This window comes from Streptomyces sp. DSM 15324 (assembly GCF_001514285.1).
Lineage (GTDB): Bacteria > Actinomycetota > Actinomycetes > Streptomycetales > Streptomycetaceae > Streptomyces.
In genome coordinates, this window is the sequence record NZ_KQ949030.1 from 122634 (window position 1) to 142199 (window position 19566).

Consider the following 19566-nt stretch of genomic DNA (forward strand, 5'->3'; position numbering starts at 1 on the left):
CCCTCGCCGACGCAGCCTTCGTAGGCTCGACGGTCTCGGACTCGGACACGTTCTCACTGGTCATCGATGCATCTTCCATGATCGGGAGTTACACCGAACGTCTTACAGTCCCGGGGTCGGGACTCAGCGTCAGGGTCGCCGTGACCTGGGCGATGAGGAGGACGAGTGAGAAGAGGCTCAGGGCCGCTGAGCGCGTGAAGCGGTCGCGGCGCAGCAGGCCGAGGGGTGGGTCGTCGCGGGTAAGCAGTTGAGCGATCTTGAGTCGGGTTCGGGTCTGGTGACAGGCCATCCAGTCGTCTGCGTCGCATCCGCAGGAGTGGTGAAGGCGTGGAGGAGTTGGGTGCTCGGGAGTTCTCGGCTTTGAGCAGGTCGTGCTGGCAGTAGGCGGTTCAAGAGGCCGGCACCCTGGCCGGCCGGGGGTCGCGGGCCCGTCGCCCCGGTGTTTCCGGGTGCCGGATCCGTCCGGTGCCGGTCCCCAGGAGACCTCGTGCGGGCGGGCCGGGCCGGTCTACCGTGGCGGGGTGAGCGACGAGACGAACGGGTGCACCGGGCGGGTCCTGGTCCTGGTGCTGCCCGAGGTGAACCTGCTGGACCTCGGTGGTCCTGTGCAGGTATTCGACGCCGCGGCGCATTTCGGCGGCGGCTACCGGCTGGAGTACGTCGGCGAGGCGGACGGTATGCGGTCCGCCCAGGGCCTGCGGCTGGCCGGTCTGGCACCGCTGCCGACGACCCGGCCGACGGCCGGTGATCTGGTGCTCGTGCCGGGGCCCCGGCTGACCGGATCGGACCGGCTGGTCGTGCCTGCCGTGGTGCGCTGGGTCCGCGAGGCCTACGACGCGGGTGCCCGGGTGGCATCGGTGTGCAGCGGTGCCGCCGTCCTGGGGGAAGCGGGACTGCTGGACGGCAGGGCGTGCACGACCCACTGGTCGCTCACCTCGGCGATGCGCGAGCGGTACCCGCAGGCCCGGGTGCGCGAGGCCGCGCTCTACGTGCACGACGGACGGATCAGCACCAGTGCGGGGATCTCGTCCGGGATCGATCTCGCGCTGTCCCTGGTCGAGCGGGACCGCGGCCCGGAACTGGCCGCGCGGGTCGCCCGCGAACTGGTGCTGTACCTGCGGCGGGACGGGGACGCGGCGCAGATCAGTCCGTTCCTGCGGCACCGCGACCACGTCCAGCCCGCGGTGCACCGGGTGCAGGACCACCTGGCCCAGCACCTGGACGCCGCCTTTACCCTGCGGGAACTCGCCGGCGTCGCAGGGCTGTCACCGCGCGGTCTGACGCGGGCCTTCACCGCGGTCACCGGCATCACCCCGTTCGCCTACCAGCGGCAACTGCGGCTGGAGCGGGCCCGCACCCTGCTGTCCGGTACCGACCTGACGGTGGAGGCGGTCGCGGCCCGCTGCGGCTTCCGCGACGCGCGGCAGCTGCGCCGGGTGGTCGCCGACGCCTTCGGAGTCCCTCCCTCGCGGCTGCGCGTACCGCTGCGGCCGACCGCCTGACGGACCCGGCCCCTGCGGGAGGGCCGTCTCCCCGCCCCTCCCCCGGCCTCTTCCGCTTGCGTGTTTCCACGGGTTTCCCCGTTCCACGAAGTTGTTTTTACGAGGGCCGGCGGCGCCACGCTGCCGATCTGTGCCCCGATTGTCGAGGTATGTCTTGTCCGAAGTAGGTGTCGAAGTGAGTTCCGAGACGGGTTCCGAGGCGTGGAAGGGGCACCGGGTCCTGCGCCGTATCGGCTGGGTGCTGCTGGCCACGGCGCTGTCCGCGGCGTCCTTCGCTGGGATCGCCTTCGCGGGGGTGAGCGCGTCGATGGCCGACAGCTTCGCCGCCGCCCCCAGCGGATCCGGTGCCAGGGCGTGGCCGGCCGCCCGGCCGGTGCCGCCCGGCCGGACCACGGTGGCGGTCGCGGTCAGCAACACGGGCTCGGTGGCCACCGACGTACTCGCGCCCTACCAGGTGTTCGCCGAGTCGCGGGAGACGTTTGTCTACACGGTGGCCGCCGAACGCCGTGTCAGCCCGCTGTCCGGCGGCGCCCATCTGCTGCCCGACCACACGCTGGCCGAGGTGGCGGACGGCACCCTGCCAGAACCCGACGTGGTGGTCGTGCCCGCAGTGACCGACCCCACCGGCGCGGGCGAGGAGGGCCTGCGCCGGTGGATCGTCGAACGCCACCGCAAGGGCGCCCGGATCCTCGGGGTGTGCGCGGGCTCCGAACTACTGGCCGCCTCCGGTCTGCTCGACGGCCGCGACGCCACGTCGTTCTGGTCCAACATCGGCTCCCTGGAACGCGGTTATCCGAAGGTCAACTGGAAGCGCGGGCAGCGCTACGTCGAGGACGGGCGGGTGACCACCACCGCCGGCGTGACCTCCGGCACCCTGGGCGCCCTGCGGGTGGTCGAGGAACTGGCCGGCCAGGCGGAAGCGACCCGTATCGGCACCGGGCTGTCCTACCCCGGCTGGGCTCCTGACGGACCGACCGCGATACCGGCCAACCACCTGGCTCTCGGCGACCTGCCGTACGCCCTCAACGCCGCGTTCCCGTGGCTGCGACCCACCACGGCCATCGGCCTGGTCGACGGGGTCGAGGAGATCGACGCGGCCGCGGCCGTCGAAGGGTACGGCGGGGTCTCCTTCGCCACCCGGACCGTGGTGGTCGGCGCCGGCCACACCGTCACCACCCGCCACGGCCTGGTCCTCGTCACCCGGGCGGCGACGGGGGACGCCCACGGCGCGGAGCGCTTGGTGGTGCCCGGTGTCAGGGATGCCTCCGGCCTCAGTGCCACGCTGCGCGGCTGGGCCCGACGCAACGGGCTCACCCCCGAACTGCCCGACGGGGGAAAGCGGTCCGGGGAGTTCGGCTTCGATCCCGTCCTGCGGGACCTCGCCGAGCACAACGACCGCCGTACGGCGCTGGCCACCGCGAAGTTCTCCGAGTACCCCTCGGCTCATCTGGAGCTGACGGGCGCGCCCTGGCCCTGGCGCTCCACCCTGCTGGCCGCGGCAACGGTCGTCCTGAGCGTGGGCGTGGGGCTGGCACCGGCGGTGACGCGCCGGGCGATGCGACGGCGGCACCTCCCACGGCGTACGGCGATGTAGCCCCCGAACGCCGTGGGCGCGCCGGCGCGCAGTGATGCGGCGTGGTTCTCCCGCTCGTTTCCGCACCCTCACGGAAATGACTGACAGGCCGGAGAAAGCGCTTCTGCCGCTACTGCTGTGACCGGGAAGGTTGGCCCGGTCGAGGGGGCCGGCCGTGCGACGAAGTCGAGGCCCTGGACAGCTACACCTGCCGCCGCAGGTGGCCGCGATGGCCCGCCGGGTCGCCGAATGTCTTGAAGTGCCGGAGCCGGCTACTGCGTAACGGCGAAGTCGGCGGTAGGGAGTACCTCGTGAAGCTCGCCGCGCTGGCTGCCCTCGGGCTCGACTGGGCGGCGTAAAGGCACCGTTGCAGCGGGTCGTCGGCGTTTCGGCCGGCGACCCGCTTTTACCACCACTTCGCAGCGGCTTTCTCCATAGGCCTCGGGCCTCGGCCACCGCCTTGGCGAGGGACTGCGGGCGAACTCTGCCGATACCGGGCTGCCCAGAGCACCCTCTCGCCGCCTGGTGGCAGCTCGGGCTTCTATCCGCCAAGTTGGTCTTGCAGATCGCCGAGGAGGCCGCCGAGGACGTTGTGGACTTCGAAGACGTAGTCGCTGTCGGGCGAGGGGATGACAAATGGGTCGGGGAAGACCCCGTCCAGCTTGACCTGGCCATTGCCCTGCGCAGCGGCTGCACTGATCGCTTGCGTCTCGGCCTCGATGGCGCCGTAGAGCGCCATGAAGATGGCGGCGAGCTCCCAGAACTCCTCGGCGGCATCCTCCAGCAGGTCCTTGGCCGCGGACGCACCCCCAACGACCATCGCGACGGCCATCTGGTTGAGATGGAACGTGTAGTAGAAGCCGTCCATCTCGGCTTGGATCTCCGGGCCGTCCTCCTCCAGAATCTGTCGGGCGAACGCATGCAGCTCCTTGCCGGTCAGCCCCTTCTGTGCCGCCTCCGTTTCCCACGTCGGCCGGATGGCCTGGAGCACGGCACGCGGGTCGGTCTGTCGCCTGCCCTGCGCTTCCAGCGCCCGGCGCGCCGCCGCCTCCACATTCAGGTGCGCCCACGCCTCGGGGCCCTCGTTCGTGCGACGCTCCAGAAGCGCCCGGAACTGTGCGGCTTTCTCCTGGACCTGCTCTTCTGTGATCTTGCCACTGCCGTCTGTCATGGCCCTCGGCCTCCCCTTACCGCCAGGCTGTATTGGTCCACCCACAATTGAGCATGAACTACCCACATGCTCCCAATAGCCGATTTAGTCAACTTTTCTCAGCCACCGAGTGCAACGCGCCCGGCGGCTGGAGAAGCTGGGCATGGTCTGGTCGCTGGCGGATGAGCGGTTTCAGGAGAACCTGGAGGCCGCGGAGGCGCGAGAGAGGCCCTGCGAACAGCGATGGACCGCCGCTCCTTCTTGACGATCTCCGGCGCCACCCTGTCCGCGCTGGACGCGGACTGGGCCGCCGGCCCCCCGAGCGCGCTCACCCAGGCCCGCGACGGCAAACCCATCGGCGAGGACTTCGCAGCCTTCCTGGAGAGCACCACCCAGCAGCTTGCCGGTCACGCGACCGAGCAGCGCCAGCACACCGCCACGAAGCTGGATGCCCACCTGTCCACGGTGACCGAACTGCTCGGTCATACGGGTGATTCCTGGGTTCTGGCACAGATCTTGGGGAGTCGTCACGGAGGGTGACGGTGTCGTTCGATTGAGGGCGCGGGTCCGGGGCCCGTCAGCGTTCTCGCATTCTGGTCCACCACCAGCCGAACACCGCCAACTCAATATTGTTGGGGTCGGGCAGGGTGCGGCGCTCGAATTCCTCATCAATGCGTGTGATCAGTCGGCCCAAGTCCCGTTGTGCTCCAGGAGGAAGGTGCCGCATCGCCCACTCGAGGTCATCACGGGCATCTCCCACCCCGGGCGATTCGAACTCGTAGGCGTCTAAATAGCGTTCCGGCTGGTTAAAAGCTCGCTCGAAACACGAGAGCGCATTGGCGACCGCGTTGGGCCACATCTCCTGGTCTTCGACCCGGCGGATCGCTGTACGAGTCCGCGCGGAGACACCGCGGACCCTCAGGACCGAACACTGCCATCGCGGCCGCCACCGCTCTGCGCGGACGGCCTTGGGACGCCTACGCGGCATCGCCCTTTCGGATCAACATGAGGCCATCCTGCCATGGGTGGGCGGCTGCTCGCGCAGTGTTACTGGAGCAGGATCATCTTGCGGAAGAGGGTGGAGCTGGGTGACGCTGGTGCATCCTGCGGCGAAGCGTTGCTCCAGGTAGAGCTCGTAGGGGTCCAGTCTGCTGGGGCGGGGCCGGTTCTCGCGGATGGTGTCCTGCCAGTTCGCGGCGTTCGCGTATCTGAGCAGGTGTTGAGACCCCAGCCCAGGTGCCGTGCAATCGCCCGGCGTGAGTGACCCTGAGCAAGAAGCTCGTGGACCAAGGCATGTGCTGCCTTCTTCCGCTCGGCCCACCGACCGACGGGCACCGAGTCGTCCTGCGGCAGACCGGAAGCCAGCCGGGTGGCCTCCGGCAGGGTGCCACTGGGCGAAGGATTGCTCAGGTAGTCGCCGTGGGCGGCGACGCAGGTCTCTACGGCGCGGCCGAGGCCCTGCCATGGATGAAACCGGTCAGCGACCTGCAGAGCATCAGGGGCACCGCGGCGGCTGCCTGGGCCTGATCATGCGTCATCCCGAACTCGAGCGGGCCGACCCTTGCGAACGGCACGAACGACCACGAGGGGCACTGCGTCCCATCCAGCACGCCCCAGACGTCCGTCGGCACGACCAACCCCCGGTCACAGCAGAGCATGAGCACCGTTGGCCTAGTTGGCCAGCGGCCCGAGGACGATACCCAGCCCGTGGAACAGCAGATGGGACGAGGCCGTTGTCAGGAGGCCAACCGGAGAGGCCACCTCTTCAGATGCCAAGGCCAAGAGGATGAGGCATTCCCGATTCGCGAACGGTGGCGGTCGACCCGAGATGGGCCAGCGCGGCACTTTTTGGCTCAGCCTACTGGCAGCGGCCCTTGCCCTGGTCGGTATCGCCACCGGGTCCGCAGCTCGATCACCGCGCCCGCGTCGCACAGAGGGCCGACCCACGTCGCTGTCACGTCATCACCGACTCCCTCTGCGAGGCGCACTGGCGGCATCTGCGTCACGATCTGCTTGGCCCGCCAGAGACCGACGCCCACGAGTGCCCGGAGTGCCTTCGCCACTTCCAGGGGCCGCGGGCCCACATCGAGGAGCACGATGTCCTGGGGGATCTCGTCGCAGATCAGCAAGAACTGCTCAGGCATGGTGCTCCTCAATGCCGATGGGCGGCTGACTGCAGCGGGATGGCTCGCCTCACTTGTCCGGCGGTGTCCACATCACCCTGACCCGGTCGGCAGCGACGTCAAACCCGAGCAGCGGCTGTGTGCCGCCGCCTTCGGGGAACAGCGGCACTGACTTGCCCAGGCGGCGCCCGATCGCGGTCAGGAACCCGCACAGGACGTCCAGTTGCTCCTGGCCCTGGAGTTCCCGCAGGTCGACGTCGAAGTCGATCTGCTCGTCCCCGAGGAACCGGAAGATCGCGCAGACCTCGGGATCGGGCCACACGCGCAGGCTCGGGCACTCGCCGTCGGCCGGGCGGGACAGCACGGCTTCGGCCCGCGGCAGTGGCAACACTGCCTCGCCCTCGGCGTACTCGGAGGCCCAGCCCTGTTCCTCGACCAGGTCGAGCACGGCCTGCCAGTCCGCCGCCGTCGTGTTCTCGACGAACGCATCGGGCAGGCAGCCGCCATCGGTTGGGTCGAGCAGCCACGCGACCTGGTCGTCCCACAGCAGATGAGCCATCCCGTCATCCTGCCCGCTGGGTCCTGCATGCCGACTGAATTTCCTCAAAGCCCCTCAAGACCGGCGGTGATCTCAGCTGCTGCATGTCGGGCTTCCCCGCGCACCTCCGGGTTGGAGTGGTGAAGGAAGGGCTCCATCAGCTGCTGGGCTTGTGGGGCGTGTGTGGCGCCGAGGAGGTAGAGGGCATGTGCGAGAAGCTCGCGCCCCGTTGTCGGGCATGGCGACGATCAGCGGTTCGACGAGGACCAGGGGCAGGTTGTGGTGAAGCGTACAAGCGCGGGCCCGAGGAAACGAGCTGAGGCGGGTCGACCGGTCGGTGGGCACGTCGGAATGATGCATTCCCGACTCAGGAATCCCCGGACAGTTCCACATCCCGCCGACCCCGGCCACCGCACGGGCACCAAGGTCAACAACAAGAAGGACCCGGTGGAGACGAAGCTGCACACCGCAGTCTGCAAGGGCCAGGTCACCCTCGCTGCCGCGCAGCAGGCCATCGTCACCGACTGGACCACGGCCCTGGCCACCCTCCACCTCCCCTGAAGCGGGTGGCTATGGGACTTCGCGTCGAACAGCCTGGGCGTCCCCGGCGGCCCCGCGCCAGCCGTCGGCACGCGAAAGCCCCGGCTGGACGGGGGAGACCAGCCGGGGCCGTAAGACGGTGACGGGCGGAGGGCGGTCGCCTCTCGGCGGAAGGCTCCATGGGGCTTCAGCCGGACGATCGTCCCCATGGGCTACAGGTGAGGCCCGGGGACACTGTCCCCTCCGCTAGCCACGTATAGGTGAACGGTCTACTTTCTCGGGTTGTTCCCGCCCAGTCCCGACGGCCGGTGTGAGCTGAGGAACAGCCCCTGCTGGAGGCCTCAGTTGAGGTCGTCAGCTGGTGTCCTGGTCAGGCCGATGCGAGCGTGGGCGGGCTGTCAGCCGTGGTAGTTGATGTAGCCGTTGCCGTACGCGACCAGCCCGCAGCCCGTTCTTCTCCGACGGATCCCGCCGAGCATGCAAGGAGCCGGGCTGAGCGGGCCGGGCCGGCACCAGGTGGTGTGCGCGCTCACCGACCTGCACGGGCAGCCCAGGCATCTGGTGAACGAGACCAACCTGTTCTTCGCTGCCGACATGTGCTCGGACTGCTGCCTCGCTCTCTGGCCATCGTCCTGACGCGGGCTCCCATCGGTATCGTGTCGTCGTTCGCGCGTGGCCGGCTGTGGGAGCGGTGGCGGGACGGCGAGCGGTTACGCGCAGGTCGTCGCCTCAACTTGTGCGCCGCGGCGGCGGGCAGCGTTCGCCAGGCTCCTGCCGAGCGGCAGCCCGGACGAGGCGGCCGCCCCAGGCCGGCTGATCGCCGTCAACGTGCTGCTGTTGCGCGGGCGCTGCACGCTCCCGTCACCGGTGTCCGCCGGCTCCTGGTCATCCCGTACGAGCAGCACGTGGCCGACCGTGCCGGGACGCTGTCGGCACTGGCTCTCGAGGCGCCCTCCCTACCTCCTCACCTGATCTCCTCCTGCCGTGACGACAGGACCATCGACAGCAGATCGGCCACCCCCTCCTCCTCGTTGCTGGGGAGGATCAGGTCGGCGCACCGGCGTACGGACGGGTGGGCGTTGGCGACCGCAGCGGCGAGGCCGGCCGCTCGCAGCATCGGCAAGTCGTTGGGCATGTCGCCGACTGCGGCAACGGCGGCGACCCGTATCGCGTGGTAGTCGGCCAGCCAGCGCAGAGCCGCCCCCTTGTCCACGCCGGTCGGTGCAACCTCCAGAAAGTATGGCGTGGAGCAGGTCGCGAGGACGCCGTCGCCGGGGTGGATCAGAGGACCCGCGAGCGACGGTCCCGGCAGGTCGGGGTGCACGGCCAGAATCTTGAGCACGCCGTCGCCCGGGATCGGCACCTCGGCGGCGTCCGGAACGCACGCGTGCTGCCAGCAGTCCGGTACGAGCTTCTCGAATCCCCGTTCCAGGAAGAGTCCGTGCAAGGTGTCTACGCCGAGCACTAGCCCGGGCAGCCGGGCGCGCAAACGGGCGAGGGCCGTGCCGGCCCGGCGACGGGAGAAGCCCCGGCACCGCAGCGGCTCCCCGGTCGCGACCTCCGCCACGACTGCTCCGTTGCTGCACACCACCAAGCCGTCTGTGCCGACGTCACGGCAGACGGACAGCGCGTCGCGCAGGGGACGGCCGGTCACGCACACCACTGGGAGGCCGCATCGCGCCGCTTCAGTGAGCGCGGCGTGGGTCAGCGGTCCGACGGCACCGCGCTCGTTCAGCAGTGTGCCGTCGAGATCGGTGCAGACCAGACGGATGCGGTCCGGCGCGCTCACGGTGAGGACCGCCTAACCGATACGGGAGTTCCGCCGACCGGCGCCCGCACCTTGAGACGCACGGGCCGGTCCTGGTGGAGCCACACCTCGACCCAGCCCTCGCGGACAAGGCGCTGCCGCGCGGGCGCCGCGATCAGCGCGATCCAGACCCAGTTACTGTCGGTGTCCAGGAGCCAGGGGATCGTGCCCGGCGGTGCGACGGGCACACTCAGGCCTTCCTCACCGCGCCGGGCCGGCGGGACCATGCCCACCAGGAGTGGAGGGACGTCGAAGACGTCCAGGGCCACCGGGCGACCGCTGATGTCCAGGGAAATCCACAGGCGGGAGGCGAAGCCGATCTGCACTCCGCCGCCCACCGAGAACGGCGCGTCGGATATGTCGCCAACGGCGGAGATCAGCCCAACCGCGAGGTCCCAACTCATGTCAACGGTGCGCGCTGTGGTGACCTCGTCCAACTGTTTCTTCTGCTCAGTCATGCCTCTCCTTCGCCACATCGGTGTGTGGACGTCCCAAGGCGGACGGACGACAAGGCCCTGCGTTTGTACGCGTTGTGGTGCGGTGCGGCTTAGTAAGGTGCCGTGCCAGGCGGTGGGGCTCGGTGCGTTGTCAGACGGCCTGAAGCCGGTCCAGCCCCGACACTGCCGGGCGGGCGGGGAGGCGGGCAGGCCGGAGTTCGAGCTCACCGACGACAGTGTCATCCGGCGCCTCCAGCGCCCAGCGCACGGCCTGTGCGACTGACGAGGTGGCCATCTTCGTCGGTGAGTCGTCACCGGGTAGATTGGCGATGGCCCCGGGGCTGAGCAGGGTGGTGCAGACGCCGTGTACTCGTTCCTCCAGCAGCAGCACTTCGGCGAGTGCCTTAAGCGATGCCTTCGTCATGCAGTAGGCGGCCCCACCTTCGAAGAAGCGGCTGCCCGCATGGCTACCCATCAGGACGATTCGGCCCCCGCCGCGGCGCAGGTGCGGCAAAGCCGACTGCACCAGTGCCAACACCGACGTGAGATTGACGTCGACCGCCTCCCGCCAGTCGTCGAGGGCGAGCGAGGCGACGTCGCCGAGGGCGCGTACGACTCCGCCAGTTACCACCGCGTCCAAGCCGCCGGCGGCCGTGGCGATCCGGTCGACGGCGTGACTGACCTGTTCGGGATGTCGCAGGTCACAAGCGACCTCGTGCAGCCAGGGCAGTCGTGTGGGTGTCCGGGAAAGGGCGTGAACACGCCACCCAGAAGCATGCAACTCCTCGGCCACCGCCCGGCCGGTGCCGCGGCTGGCCCCGGTCACCAACACGACGGGATCATCCGTGTGGGGGGCGCGGAGATCCTTCCTCGTCGCGCCGATGTCGCCTCCCCCCGCGCTCATCCCCGCATCCTGCGCACGAGGTCCGTCCAGGCACGCACCACTGTGGTCTCGTCGGCGCCCTGCCGGAACAGGTCCTTGTCCAGCGGATTACCGGCCTCGTCACGCAGCCGCATGCAGTCGGGCGACACTTCGGAATTGACGACGGGCTCACCGTCCGCACCGACACCCACCACCAGGCAAAAGTCCCACAGGTCGAGCGGCGCCAGCCAGGACCGCAGCGCGTCGTTGCACCGCAGCGCGCAATCGCGGAAGGACGTGACGTCCACGCCCGCCGCGCGGAGGTAGTCCTCGCCGATCGGCTGATCCTCCGGATCGATCCGGTAGTCGAACTTCACCACCGGGGGCTGGAACCGGTGCCCCTCAGGGAAGAGCCCGGGGTACTTACGCACAGTGGAGCCAGTGGCGACGTTCTTCACGATGACCTCGAACGGTGGCGCTGGCACGTAGTCCGCCCGGTAGGAGATGGAGTCGAGCCGTTCCCTGAACACAGTGTTCACGCCCTTGCCGGCGAGACGTTCGGCCGCTGCCTCGTAGAAGTCGAGGCGGAGCGCCGCGGTCTGTGGCATCAGGGCGTCCCGGTCGTACGTGAAGCTGCGTAGGCTCGGTATCAATTCGACATCGCAGGTGCCGTCGCCGTTCAACCAGAGTTTCTTGCTCCTACCCTCGACATCGGGCCGACGTGTGCGCTTCGTCATCTCCGCATCTCCTTTTCCGGGCCTGTCGATTGATCGGTTGAATTTACCTCATCAGACAGGCCGCTTCCCATAGTGTCTGCGTAAATGTACACAGCCTGTACGGGGTTTGTACGAGGGCGAGGCAACATGGCGGAGGCACATCGCGGAACGTTGTCTTCCCTTAGGAGGGAACGTCGGAATGGCGCAGGTCCAGAGTGCGCAGCACAGCAACACGGAAATACCTGACGAGCTGCGAGGAAAGACCCCCGGCCGGCATTACGGGACGGCCGGGACGAAGCTTCTGTTCGAGGATGAGAGTACTCGGGTATGGCTGCTTGAGCTCCAGCCGGGCGACGCCAGTGAATGGCACGAGCATCCCTGGGACTACGTATTCGTTGTCGACCATCCCGGTCAGGTGCGACTGGAGTACGAGGACGGCGAAATAGAGGACCAGGATGACTTCATCGGCGAGGTGGTGCACCGTCGGCGTGGAAAGCCGCACCGGCTGGTGAACCGAGGTGACCGTTTCTACCGGAACGTGGTCGTCGAATTCCTCGGGCAGGCTCCGCCCGCGAAGTGGCCACCCGCCGACACGAAGTGAGCGCACCGTCGGCTGGAGCGTGTCCCCCTGGACCGCCGAACCGGCCGGAGAAGACGACAACGAAGTCGATCCCCCAGCAGGAGGCCTAGCATGACCAGCATCGCCCAGTGGCTCGAAGAGAACGTGACGACCGACAAGCGAGCCCTCGACTGGTATCAGGAGGAGGAGTGTGAGCCCCGCATCGTCCGCGCCTACCGCGAGCTGCTCAGCGGTTACGACATCGACACGTCGAAGATCCTCAAGACCACCGTCGAGATCGACGGTGAGCATGCAGGCGTGGTCCGGGTGCACGACATCAACTACTTCTCCATCTGCGCCCACCACTTCCTGCCGTTCTTCGGAAAAGTCGCCATCTCGTACGTCCCCGGCGACCGCATCCTCGGCCTCGGCAAGTTCCCGAGGCTCGTGCAGGCATACAGCAGGCGGTTCCAGATCCAGGAGCACCTGGTGAAGGAGATCGCCGAGGAGATCATGAGCTCCGGGGGTGCTCGCGCCGCGAGGGTCGTCTCCAACGGACGGCACATGTGCATGTGCAGCCGCGGCCCGTCCGACCAGACCGTGATCACGGACACCTCCTACGTCACCGGTGACAAGGATCTGTTCACCCGCTACGGCCTGGACGTCTGACGATCCGTCCCCGCCACGGGCACCGCGCGGCAGACATGCCAGAGGGCTGTCTGCCGCGCGGCCAATTACGGCGTCCGTCCCGGCCAGCGACCGTGTGAGGAGAGGCGATGCGGCTCGACTTCCTGCCCCAAAGAGCACTGACCGACGGGGCCGTGCACCACTATTGTCTCCGGTGCCACGAGGACGCAGTGGAGTGGCGCACCAAGGACGGCCGGCGGCAGTGTGTGTGCAGTGCCTGCGGAGCGGTGCGGGACCGAGCGCTGGTGCTCGACCCGGCGGTCACCTGGTGGACGGATGAGGACGGCGAGTACTGGCACACGACGGCGGGCGTCTTTGTGCGAGACCTGCGCGGACGTTTCCTTTTCTTCGACCGGACGGCGTTTCCTTTCGGCCTGACGATCCCGGCCGGACACATTGAGCGGGGCGAGGCGCCGCACGTGGCTGCAGCGCGCGAGCTGGAAGAGGAGACCGGACTGGCCGCGCACGCCTTGACGTTCGTCGGCCGGACACCCATCTTGGGCGATGGATGCCGCCGGGGTGCCGACGCTCATGTGTGGCAGGTCTACCGCTGCGAGGCAGGCGACGGCGGCGAGGCCGCAGTGCGCCTCAGTCCGGAGGGCGCCACCGCCGTCTGGCTCACGCCGGCAGAAGCGTTGAAGCGCCCCCTCACGCTCGCTGTGCGTAAGGTTCTTGGCACGTACATGCATGAACTCGCCACTTTCTGACAGGGGCCGACGAGCGTCGGTTCTGTGACCAGCATTTTCACGGCCGGAGGGGTGGCGACCGGTGGCCGGTCTCTCACGGTCCCACTCCACCGACGGGGCAACGCACCTACGATTGCCCGAAGTTCGATCAAGCCCGGAGGCGGCCTGAGCCGTCTGGGGGAGTGGGGGAAGGTTTCTTCGGTGGCTATCGACGAACCAACGCGAGCAGGTCGGCGAGAGTGGATGGGGCTTGCCGTCCTTGCGCTGCCGACGATCCTCATCGGTCTCGACATGTCGGTGCTGCACTTGGCCGCCCCCAAGCTCAGCGAGAGTCTGAGACCGAGCAGCGCGCAGTTGCTCTGGATCGTCGACATCTACGGGTTTTTAGTCGCGTCGTTCCTCGCCACCATGGGGACACTTGGGGATCGGATCGGCCGGCGGAAACTACTGCTCATCGGCGCCGCAGCGTTCGCCGCCGCGTCGCTGCTCGCCGCCTATGCGACCGGAGCGGCGATGCTGATCGCGGCGCGTGCCCTCCTGGGTATCGCCGGAGCGACCCTCATGCCGTCCACCTTGTCGCTGATCAGCAATATATTCCGCGACCCGAACCAGCGACGGTTCGCCATCGCGGTATGGATGACCAACTTCAGCGTGGGCGGGATGATCGGCCCCCTGGTCGGCGGCGTGCTTCTGGAGCACTTCTGGTGGGGGTCGGTGTTCCTGGTCGGTGTGCCGGTGGGAGTGATCCTTCTGATCGTCGGGCCGGTTCTGCTGCCCGAGTACCGTGACCCCCAGCCGGGCCGGTTGGACCCGCTCAGCGTCCTCCTGTCCATCGTGACAGTGCTGCCGGTGGTCTACGGCTTCAAGCAGGTGGCGCAGGACGGTGTCCGCGCGACGTCGCTGCTGGCCGTCGCCCTCGGAGTAGTTTTCGCAGGCGTCTTCGTACGCCGCCAGTTGCGCATCACCAACCCTATGCTCGACCTGCGACTCTTCAGCCGGCCCGGATTCTCGGGGGCGCTGGGGGGCCAGACGATGGGTCTCTTCGTCGTGACCGGGACGCAGTTCCTGGTCCTCCAGTACTTTCAGCTCGTTTTGGGGCTCTCCCCGCTCGCCGCCGGTCTGTGGGCGCTGCCCGCGATGGTGGCGGGGGTTGTGGGTACCCTCCTCGCACCGGCCGCTGCCGCCAAGCTGCATCCGGGCGGGGTCATGGCGGGCGGCTTCGCGCTCGCGGTGCCCGGGCTCTTGCTGATCAGCCTGGCGGGCCCGGTCTCCGGCTTCGCTCTCACCGTCATCGGCTTCGCTGTCCTCTCCTTCGGGGTCCAGGCGGCACTCGCCCTCACCAACGACGTGATCATCAGTAGCGCGCCTCCGGAGCGCGCGGGCAACGCCTCGGGCGTTGGGGAGACGGGCGCCGAACTCGGCAACGCACTGGGCGTGGCAGCGTTCGGCTCGGTGGCCACCGCGTTCTACGGGGCACGGATGATCGGCGACGCCCTGCCTGACGGCGTCCGGCCAGATCTGGCCGATCTCGCCCGGTCCTCGCTGGCGGGCGCCACCGAGGCCGCCAGCCGCCTGCCGGATGCGGTCGGCGACGAGCTGCTCGCGACCGCCCGGGCCGCCTTCACTCGCGGCATGCACGCATCGGCGCTGTGCGGTATCGGCATCCTGGTGCTGCTAACGCTGGCCAGCCTGAACCTGGCGCGCCGGTCCCCCGACGGCGCTGCCGCAACAGCGAAGGACTTCACGGTGACGGAGCCGGACAAGACGGCGAGGCAGGACAAAGTGAACGGGGACCCGTCGGTGGAGGCAGGGAGCGGCAGACAGGTTCGGTCCGGCCGCCATTCCGACTGACCGCCGGACAGCAGAAGAACCGCAGTCGCCCCGACCGCCGGCCGCGCCGCTGTCGAATTGCACGCCGCACATTCGCATACGAATTACGCATTGCCGCAATATGGCGCGATGGATTCGGACCGGCCCGGGAGGGCTCTCTTCGGTATGCCCTTCAGCACCCGAAAGGAAGTAGATAAGTGCATCTACGATCCTTCGGCATGAGATCGTGACTGTTTAATTCGGGAGGGTATGGAGATGTATTCTCGGGTGCCGCTGCGTAGCGGGACACCCATACAAGAAGAGTAATGGAGGCTGCGATGAGGTTCAGTATCCTCGGCCCGCTGGAAGTGTCTTCCGACGACGGAATTCCTCTGAGACTCGGTGGTCCGCGACAGCGAGTCGTACTGGCCACGCTCCTGATCAATGCGAATCACTTGGTGGCAGTGCCCCATCTACTGGAATCCGTGTGGTGCGAGGAGCCTCCGCCCTCGGCGGCCGTGAACATCCGAGGCTATATCAGCGCGTTACGCCGGTTACTCCGGGATGGTAGTAACGACGAGGGTCATGTATCACCGCGGCTTACCACGCTCACGGGCGGATATCTGCTGCGCGCGGGCACGTCCGAGCTGGATTTCTCCTTGTTCATGGACCGATTACGGCAGGGCGAGCGGGAGATTGCAACGGGAGAGGTCGAAAAGGCTGCGAAGAGCCTCCAGTCCGCCCTGGACCTCTGGCGCGGGAGCCCGCTCGACGGGCTCCCCCTGCCGCTGACCGTCCATACCGAGCTGGAACGCATGATGGAACTTCGGCTGCTTACCGTCGAACGCGCCGCTCAGGCGCGACTCGATCTGGGACAGGCGGACGCTCTCGTGCCGGAGCTGTCTGCTCTCACCAGACAGCACCCGTTCCGAGAACGGCTGTGGGAGCTGCTGATCGTAGCCCTGCACCAGACAGGACGCCAGGCGGACGCCCTTGCCTCGTACGCACGGGTGAGGCGAATGCTCGTCGAGGAGCTGGGCATCGACCCGAGCGACCGGCTGAAACGGCTGGAGCAGCAGATACTATGCGGCAACCCCAGTCTGGACACCCTTGCGACAGCGGCCAACCCACCAGTCGTATCAGGATCACCCCAGTGCCACGCCTCCCACCGCGTGGTCCGCCGTGTCAAGGTGGCGTCCGGGGTCCCGAGCTGCCCGGAATTGGTGTGCGGCCTGGCGGATCGCGGCCGGCCATGAGCCTAGTCGGGTAGCCAGGGAGTTGCGCCGCGGGCGCGGTAACCGTTGATCCGGACCGCGGTCCGCGACAGCAGCGGTGTACACAGGCTCCCCGTTAGCCGGAAGCCGAGAACGGCAACACCATGGTCAGCACGCTGGTGTGACGGGGCGCAAGGTAGCGGGTGCTGCTGCGCTCCCGCCAGGGCACAGACAAGACCGGCGCGTCCCCCGAAATCCTGGCCGCCGCTCTCGCGCAGCTACTCGCGGACACCGGCCTGGACGGCGTATGTGACCTGCACGGGTGTCCCAACGAGTCGGTGTCTCACCGTGATGGACGGCGGCCCTTCGGTGTCCGCCGTCCAGTCGATCAGTGGATGTCCCGCAACGCGGTGAGTGCGCCCAGGACATGGCTCGGTGGCCTCAGCGGTGACCGTGGCCCCCGGCCGCGGCCTCTTGGTGGTGTCGCTGGGAAGCAGCAACGTCTGACGGTGGGTTTGGGGAACGCTTGAGCGTGCCCGGCGGCAGAAATGTCGGCGCTTTTCAGCAACACCGTGGCTCAGCTGAGGGCTACGAGGGGCCGGATGATGCTCCTCTTGCTGTCAGGCGGTCTGGATCCAGTACCGGTAGGCATGGGCGAGGTCGTCGTCCCGGCTGAGGCCTCGTTCAAGTCTGGAGATGGTGGTGGGCCAGACGCCGAAGTGCTGGGCGACGGCCGTGAGAGTGATGTTCCTGAGTTGCCGTAGGGGCCGCAGGTCGGCGATGCCGGGGACGGTGACGGTGGTGGTGAGACAGCGGCGGAACATCTCCCGGGCGATGGCTCGTCTCAGAAGCCGGATGATCTCCCTCTTCGTCCGGCCGGCGGCGGTCTGCCGTGCCACGTATGCGCGCGTTCTGGGGTCGCTGGACAGGCGGACGAGGGCGATGCGGCAGAGAGCGGCGTTGGCATCCCGGTCTCCACCCCGGGACATGCGGTGCCGGTTCGTCCTGTCGCTGGAGGCGGGGACCGGGGCGACGCCGCACAGAGCGGCGAAGGATGCCTCGGTCCGCATGCGTTCGGGATTGCCTCCGGCGGTGACCAGCAGCTGCGCCGCCGTGTCGGGGCCGAGGCCGTAGGCTGCTCGCAGACCGGGGTTGTGCCCGCTGACCTCGCTGTCCAGGGCCCGGGTCAGGGCCTCATCCTCGGCGGTCAGCTCCTTGACGGGTCGGGCGAGGCTGCTCAGCTTGTCGTTTAACTTCATCAGGGACTGATGTAGTCGCCCCACCAGAAGGTGGCGACGTAGGCCCGCCCAAGTGCCTCTCCGCCTCGTCCGCCCCTGATATGGATGACGATCAACGCCAGGACGAACCAGGCGGTGAAGCATCCCGCGACGATCAAAGCCCATTGAGGGCCCGAGGCAATAGCGATGACGATCAAGACAATGATCGTCACGGCCAGTCCGATGTGGCCGTCACGGATATCCGTGACGGACTTGTTGCCGCCTGTCCCCGCTCTGTCAGCCTGGGGTGGGACGTTCCGCTTCGGCGGGTTGGCCTGAGAGGGCACGACAGGAGAGCCTCCCCGCCTCGACCAGCACCTTCCGCTGACCGGTCTGTCCGCTGCCGTCGGCGTCAGCGAACGCACCCTCTCCCGGCTCTTCGGCCGCGCCACCGGTCTCACGCCGCTGAGCTACCAGCAGGCCCTCCGCCTGGAACGCGCCGAGCACCTCATCAGCCGAGCACCTCATCAGCCACGGTGCGACGGTTGACGCGGCCGCCCGCTCGGTCGGCTTCGAGGACGGCCGCATGCTGCGCCGCCTGCGGGCCCGGGCGGCCGGACGAAGGCGGTTCCTCCGCCGGGCCGCTCGGCCGACACAGTTCGCCGGGCCGCCGCGGCTAGTTGATCCGCTTCGCGACGATCGAGTTGTCGGCGAAGGCCGCGCTCAAGGCGGCGTTCCACCTCACGTTGAGCGTCCACGAGCTGTTCGAGGTGGGGGTGGAGAACACGGCCGGTGTGGAGGCGGACGGGGCCAGCCGGCCCGTCGGGTGACGCCAGCCGTCGAAGGTGAGGCCACCGTCGGACGACGTGCTCACCCACACGTAGCCGTCATTTCCGATGCAGGAGATGAGCACGCGTTGCTGGCTCGCGTACCCCGGCTGTCCGGGACCGACCACGGTGCTCTGGTTGCCCAGCCGTGACGCCCCCACTCCGGTGGTGCATTCGGCTCCGCCGTTGACCTGCGCCAGGCTCAGGGTCCGGCCGGTCGCGGGATCCACCGTCTGCCGCCAGACATGATGGTCGCTTCCCGTGAAGAAGCTGCGGTACACCGATCGGTAGTACTCCGTCCCGTACACGGCGATCTGGCTGTCGCCCTCGATGTCCACGTGGTTGGTGCCGAGGACGGCATGGCTGTCCACCGTCCAGCCCGAGGACGACAGGTTGCCGTTGTAGTTCCGCAGGAACGTGTAGCTGATGAGCCGGTTGGCGTTCGGTGCCTCGATCATGAGGTCGCCGGTGGCCGAACTGACGGTGAGCAGGGGGCTGCCGATCGCCCTGGCTCCGGTCGGCAGCCGGGTCCAGGCCGTCCAGAAGTTCGCGGATCCGCTGTTGACCTGGCTGTACCAGATCTCCCCGTCCAGGCCTCTGACGACGGCCATGGCGCGCCCCGGGGGAAACTCGACGATACGCGGCGGCGAGGTCGTCCGCGACGAGGAGTAACCGCCGAGAGGACCCCAACTGCCGCCGTTGTAACGGAACCAGATGTTGTTGTCCGTGCCCCTGGCGACTTCGTAGGTCGCGCCACCGATGAACACCGAGTAGACCGCCGACAACACCCTGGCCTGCCCGCCGTCGAAGCTCACCCACTCCGACTCGGCGGCCTGCGCGGGACTCTGCGTGCCGGCCAGCGCCAGAAGTACGGCGGCGAGCGCGGCCATGACCGTACGCCCTCCCCGAGCCAGACACCTATGCACGTATAACATGAAAATCTCTACCTCACGCTCGCTTGTTCGCTACGGGTAAGAAGTCTCGTCAGCCCGGGCTTCGGCGTTTGCATCTCCGCGCACGAGGAAGCGACCGACGGCGCACAGGCGCCTCTCGGCGTGTCAGCCGAGGTCGAGGTCGGTGTGCAGCAGGTGGTGGTCCGAGGTCTCGGTGAGCCCGACCTCGTGTGGGAGCGGAGAGGGGTCCCCGCGCAATAGCGGTGATGAGAAAAGGCCCGTCCGTCGAAGCCGAGGCCGTACCGGGGGGGTTGGCGAAGTGCACAGGCGGAAGGGCTCGTTCGGGGTAGTGCGGATGATCTTCACTGAGTAGTGTGAATCATCGGATAGGGGGCAGCCGTTCGCCCGCCGCCCTCGTGACTTCGC

At 68.2% G+C, this 19566-nt stretch carries 21 protein-coding genes and 2 pseudogenes; 12 read left to right on the forward strand and 11 right to left on the reverse strand.

All coding sequences use genetic code 11. The annotated features are described in order from the left end of the window. From AQJ58_RS44765 to AQJ58_RS24810, 3 genes are all read left to right on the forward strand, one after another. Positions 1 to 251 (forward strand): hypothetical protein (locus tag AQJ58_RS44765; RefSeq protein ID WP_234360279.1); only part of this gene is annotated, 251 nt, incomplete at its 5' end. A gap of 270 nt (positions 252 to 521) precedes the next feature. Continuing rightward, positions 522 to 1502 (forward strand): GlxA family transcriptional regulator, encoded by a 981-nt coding sequence (locus AQJ58_RS24805; protein WP_067254224.1) that lies wholly within the window; start codon positions 522 to 524, stop codon positions 1500 to 1502. A 175-nt stretch (positions 1503 to 1677) separates the two neighbouring features. Continuing rightward, positions 1678 to 3096, forward strand: a complete 1419-nt coding sequence (locus AQJ58_RS24810) for a DJ-1/PfpI family protein (protein ID WP_067253675.1) — start codon at positions 1678 to 1680, stop codon at positions 3094 to 3096. Between the two features lie 520 nt (positions 3097 to 3616). On the opposite strand, the gene AQJ58_RS24815 is transcribed toward AQJ58_RS24810, so the two are convergent. Next, positions 3617 to 4246: a hypothetical protein gene (locus tag AQJ58_RS24815; protein WP_067253678.1), complete on the reverse strand. Its 630-nt coding sequence runs from the start codon at positions 4244 to 4246 to the stop codon at positions 3617 to 3619. 240 nt (positions 4247 to 4486) lie between these two features. Between AQJ58_RS24815 and AQJ58_RS24820 the strand changes: the two genes are divergently transcribed. Further along, on the forward strand, positions 4487 to 4765 hold the full coding sequence (locus AQJ58_RS24820) for a hypothetical protein (protein ID WP_159056324.1): 279 nt from the start codon (positions 4487 to 4489) through the stop codon (positions 4763 to 4765). Between the two features lie 37 nt (positions 4766 to 4802). Here the strand turns inward: AQJ58_RS24820 and AQJ58_RS41405 are convergent, their stop codons facing one another. The 3 genes from AQJ58_RS41405 to AQJ58_RS24835 all read right to left on the reverse strand — a co-directional run bounded on the left by AQJ58_RS41405 (position 4803) and on the right by AQJ58_RS24835 (position 6907). Further along, on the reverse strand, positions 4803 to 5084 hold the full coding sequence (locus tag AQJ58_RS41405) for a hypothetical protein (protein ID WP_079079185.1): 282 nt from the start codon (positions 5082 to 5084) through the stop codon (positions 4803 to 4805). 994 nt (positions 5085 to 6078) lie between these two features. Further along, positions 6079 to 6369 (reverse strand): ribosomal protein L7/L12, encoded by a 291-nt coding sequence (locus AQJ58_RS24830; protein WP_067253685.1) that lies wholly within the window; start codon positions 6367 to 6369, stop codon positions 6079 to 6081. 49 nt (positions 6370 to 6418) lie between these two features. Then, complete coding sequence (locus tag AQJ58_RS24835) at positions 6419 to 6907, reverse strand: hypothetical protein (protein ID WP_067253688.1); 489 nt, start codon at positions 6905 to 6907, stop codon at positions 6419 to 6421. A gap of 330 nt (positions 6908 to 7237) precedes the next feature. Here AQJ58_RS24835 and AQJ58_RS24840 point away from each other — a divergent pair, with 330 nt between their 5' ends. Both AQJ58_RS24840 and AQJ58_RS43485 read left to right on the forward strand, forming a co-directional pair. Continuing rightward, on the forward strand, positions 7238 to 7447 hold the full coding sequence (locus tag AQJ58_RS24840; RefSeq protein WP_159056325.1) for a hypothetical protein: 210 nt from the start codon (positions 7238 to 7240) through the stop codon (positions 7445 to 7447). A 456-nt stretch (positions 7448 to 7903) separates the two neighbouring features. Further along, positions 7904 to 8062, forward strand: coding sequence for a hypothetical protein (locus AQJ58_RS43485; RefSeq protein ID WP_159056326.1), 159 nt, complete (start codon positions 7904 to 7906; stop codon positions 8060 to 8062). 328 nt (positions 8063 to 8390) lie between these two features. On the opposite strand, the gene AQJ58_RS24850 is transcribed toward AQJ58_RS43485, so the two are convergent. From AQJ58_RS24850 to AQJ58_RS24865, 4 genes are all read right to left on the reverse strand, one after another. Beyond that, positions 8391 to 9215, reverse strand: coding sequence for an HAD family hydrolase (locus tag AQJ58_RS24850; protein WP_067253693.1), 825 nt, complete (start codon positions 9213 to 9215; stop codon positions 8391 to 8393). Next, on the reverse strand, positions 9212 to 9691 hold the full coding sequence (locus tag AQJ58_RS24855; protein WP_067253695.1) for a hypothetical protein: 480 nt from the start codon (positions 9689 to 9691) through the stop codon (positions 9212 to 9214). The genes AQJ58_RS24850 and AQJ58_RS24855 overlap by 4 nt, the downstream gene beginning before the upstream one ends. 130 nt (positions 9692 to 9821) lie before the next feature. Then, a complete protein-coding gene (locus AQJ58_RS24860) occupies positions 9822 to 10574 on the reverse strand; it encodes an SDR family oxidoreductase (protein WP_079079189.1) in 753 nt (250 codons plus the stop codon). Next, a complete protein-coding gene (locus tag AQJ58_RS24865; RefSeq protein ID WP_067253698.1) occupies positions 10571 to 11269 on the reverse strand; it encodes a phosphoribosylaminoimidazolesuccinocarboxamide synthase in 699 nt (232 codons plus the stop codon). The genes AQJ58_RS24860 and AQJ58_RS24865 overlap by 4 nt, the downstream gene beginning before the upstream one ends. A gap of 178 nt (positions 11270 to 11447) precedes the next feature. On the opposite strand from AQJ58_RS24865, the gene AQJ58_RS24870 reads away from it, so the two are divergent. The 5 genes from AQJ58_RS24870 to AQJ58_RS41415 all read left to right on the forward strand — a co-directional run bounded on the left by AQJ58_RS24870 (position 11448) and on the right by AQJ58_RS41415 (position 16245). Beyond that, the gene (locus tag AQJ58_RS24870) at positions 11448 to 11849 is read left to right on the forward strand and encodes a cupin domain-containing protein (protein ID WP_079079190.1); all 402 of its coding nucleotides are present in this window, start codon (positions 11448 to 11450) and stop codon (positions 11847 to 11849) included. Between the two features lie 90 nt (positions 11850 to 11939). After that, positions 11940 to 12476 carry a GTP cyclohydrolase I gene (gene folE, locus AQJ58_RS24875; RefSeq protein WP_067253699.1) on the forward strand — a complete coding sequence of 179 codons (537 nt, stop codon included), beginning with the start codon at positions 11940 to 11942 and terminating at the stop codon, positions 12474 to 12476. 107 nt (positions 12477 to 12583) lie between these two features. Next, positions 12584 to 13201 (forward strand): NUDIX hydrolase, encoded by a 618-nt coding sequence (locus AQJ58_RS24880; RefSeq protein WP_067253702.1) that lies wholly within the window; start codon positions 12584 to 12586, stop codon positions 13199 to 13201. A gap of 222 nt (positions 13202 to 13423) precedes the next feature. Further along, positions 13424 to 15031, forward strand: a complete 1608-nt coding sequence (locus AQJ58_RS24885) for an MFS transporter (RefSeq protein WP_067253704.1) — start codon at positions 13424 to 13426, stop codon at positions 15029 to 15031. A gap of 296 nt (positions 15032 to 15327) precedes the next feature. Further along, the gene (locus tag AQJ58_RS41415) at positions 15328 to 16245 is read left to right on the forward strand and encodes an AfsR/SARP family transcriptional regulator (protein ID WP_159056327.1); all 918 of its coding nucleotides are present in this window, start codon (positions 15328 to 15330) and stop codon (positions 16243 to 16245) included. A 776-nt stretch (positions 16246 to 17021) separates the two neighbouring features. On the opposite strand, the pseudogene AQJ58_RS44770 reads toward AQJ58_RS41415, so the two are convergent. Next, positions 17022 to 17354, reverse strand: a pseudogene (locus tag AQJ58_RS44770) (transposase); the annotation flags it as partial. A gap of 107 nt (positions 17355 to 17461) precedes the next feature. Then, the gene (locus AQJ58_RS24900; protein WP_079079195.1) at positions 17462 to 17767 is read right to left on the reverse strand and encodes a hypothetical protein; all 306 of its coding nucleotides are present in this window, start codon (positions 17765 to 17767) and stop codon (positions 17462 to 17464) included. 16 nt (positions 17768 to 17783) lie between these two features. On the opposite strand from AQJ58_RS24900, the pseudogene AQJ58_RS43930 reads away from it, so the two are divergent. Then, positions 17784 to 18036: pseudogene (locus tag AQJ58_RS43930) on the forward strand (helix-turn-helix domain-containing protein); the annotation flags it as partial. Between the two features lie 60 nt (positions 18037 to 18096). Here AQJ58_RS43930 and AQJ58_RS43935 read toward each other — a convergent pair. Further along, a complete protein-coding gene (locus tag AQJ58_RS43935) occupies positions 18097 to 19137 on the reverse strand; it encodes a DUF8189 domain-containing protein (RefSeq protein WP_067253713.1) in 1041 nt (346 codons plus the stop codon). Positions 19138 to 19566 lie beyond the last annotated feature (429 nt).